General features: G+C 45.1%; 2 protein-coding genes. Both read right to left on the bottom strand.

Annotated elements, in window-relative coordinates:
• Positions 1-100 precede the first annotated feature (100 nt).
• Positions 101-742, bottom strand: coding sequence for a hypothetical protein (locus tag HU727_RS25460; protein ID WP_186532521.1), 642 nt, complete (start codon positions 740-742; stop codon positions 101-103).
• 2 nt (positions 743-744) lie between these two features.
• A partial coding sequence (locus HU727_RS25455; protein WP_264081988.1) for an RHS repeat-associated core domain-containing protein occupies positions 745-1,276 on the bottom strand: 532 nt, incomplete at its 5' end.

Raw genomic sequence — 1,276 nt, 5'->3', positions numbered from 1 at the left:
TTGCCACCGGGCAGGCTGACGCCTATCAGGCGGTGTTGGCAGTCGTAGCGGTGTTAGGTGATGAAATCCGTCAGGGTCACGATGTCGGCGGCTTTTTGGTTTAAGAATTGTTTATGATCTCATGGAGATCGGTCACTTTTGTCTCTGTGACTTTAAGCTTTGCCAGTATCGATGCGAATTCGTACGAATTTTTTACCGGAGTTATAAATTGTGCAATGGAGTGAGTGTCGAGTTCTAGAAAGCGAGCAATGAATGTATCTCGATTGTTCGTCATGACTTTAGATATGCTTTCTACGCTTACGGTCTTATCGTATTCGCTTAACTCACTCCAGATTTTATGTAGGTCTTGCTCGCTTTTTTTTAGGATTAGCATGGTGTTTCGGTATTGCGTTAGTTCTTTTGGTTCGAAAGAAATGTCTTTGGTGTAGGCGGGATCGAGATATGAATATATTTTCGTCTTTTCATTTTTTTTTAAAAATCCTTTAGGGCTTAAATTGCTGAGTATCTCTTTTTTCAGACGAATCTCTTGGATCTTTTGTTGCTCCAGAGAGTATCCGATGGTACGCCATTTTATAGTTACTGGCCATTCCGCCGCTATTAGGTGGCTGAAGTTTTTCCACGTTGGCCAGAGGTCTTGTAGAGTTCCCGCTACTAATGTGAAACTCACAAAGCCAGGATCGGTTATGTGTTCTAGCTGTTCGTGGAGCTTTATGCCCGGTTCACAGGTGTAGTATGTGCTCATGACTAGTCTTTTTTAAAGTAAGTGTGTGAGTTGTCACCTTCTTTTAAGGCCGCTTTCGTACCAGTAGATCCTGTAACTTCTGTATTGAAATGAGGTCCTTCGTTCCCTTTTACATGTCCTAACGAGTGCTCACGAATAGTCACAATTCGACCATCCTTCAAATTGTACTCGTAAACCCGGCTCATCACTCGGCTAGGTTGGTCTGTAAGTACCTCTTTATACGATCTTGATGGCTGCTGTGAAAGTGGCACTCCTCCGACTCTTTTCGCATGTCTGAATGCAGCTTTCCTTGTAATAGTGCTGTCATGGCCTTTTGGCAGCTCCACTTCTCCAGTATCTACACCAGAGTCACTAGTGTCATCCGCCTTTCTTTGAAAGCCCTTTTTAGCTTTGCTAGGGCAGTTGTTGCTCAACCCCAACGGATCCACCCACCCCGTAGGGTTAGGCACGTACTGGTAGCTATTCAACCCCCCCGCAAGCTTGATCGGATCCGGCGTCAAAAACCGTCCAGTCCCCGGATTGTAGTAGCGGTGG

The sequence above is a fragment of the Pseudomonas khorasanensis genome (assembly GCF_014268505.2).
Lineage (GTDB): Bacteria > Pseudomonadota > Gammaproteobacteria > Pseudomonadales > Pseudomonadaceae > Aquipseudomonas > Aquipseudomonas khorasanensis.
This window is presented reverse-complemented; position numbering and strand designations above follow the sequence as displayed.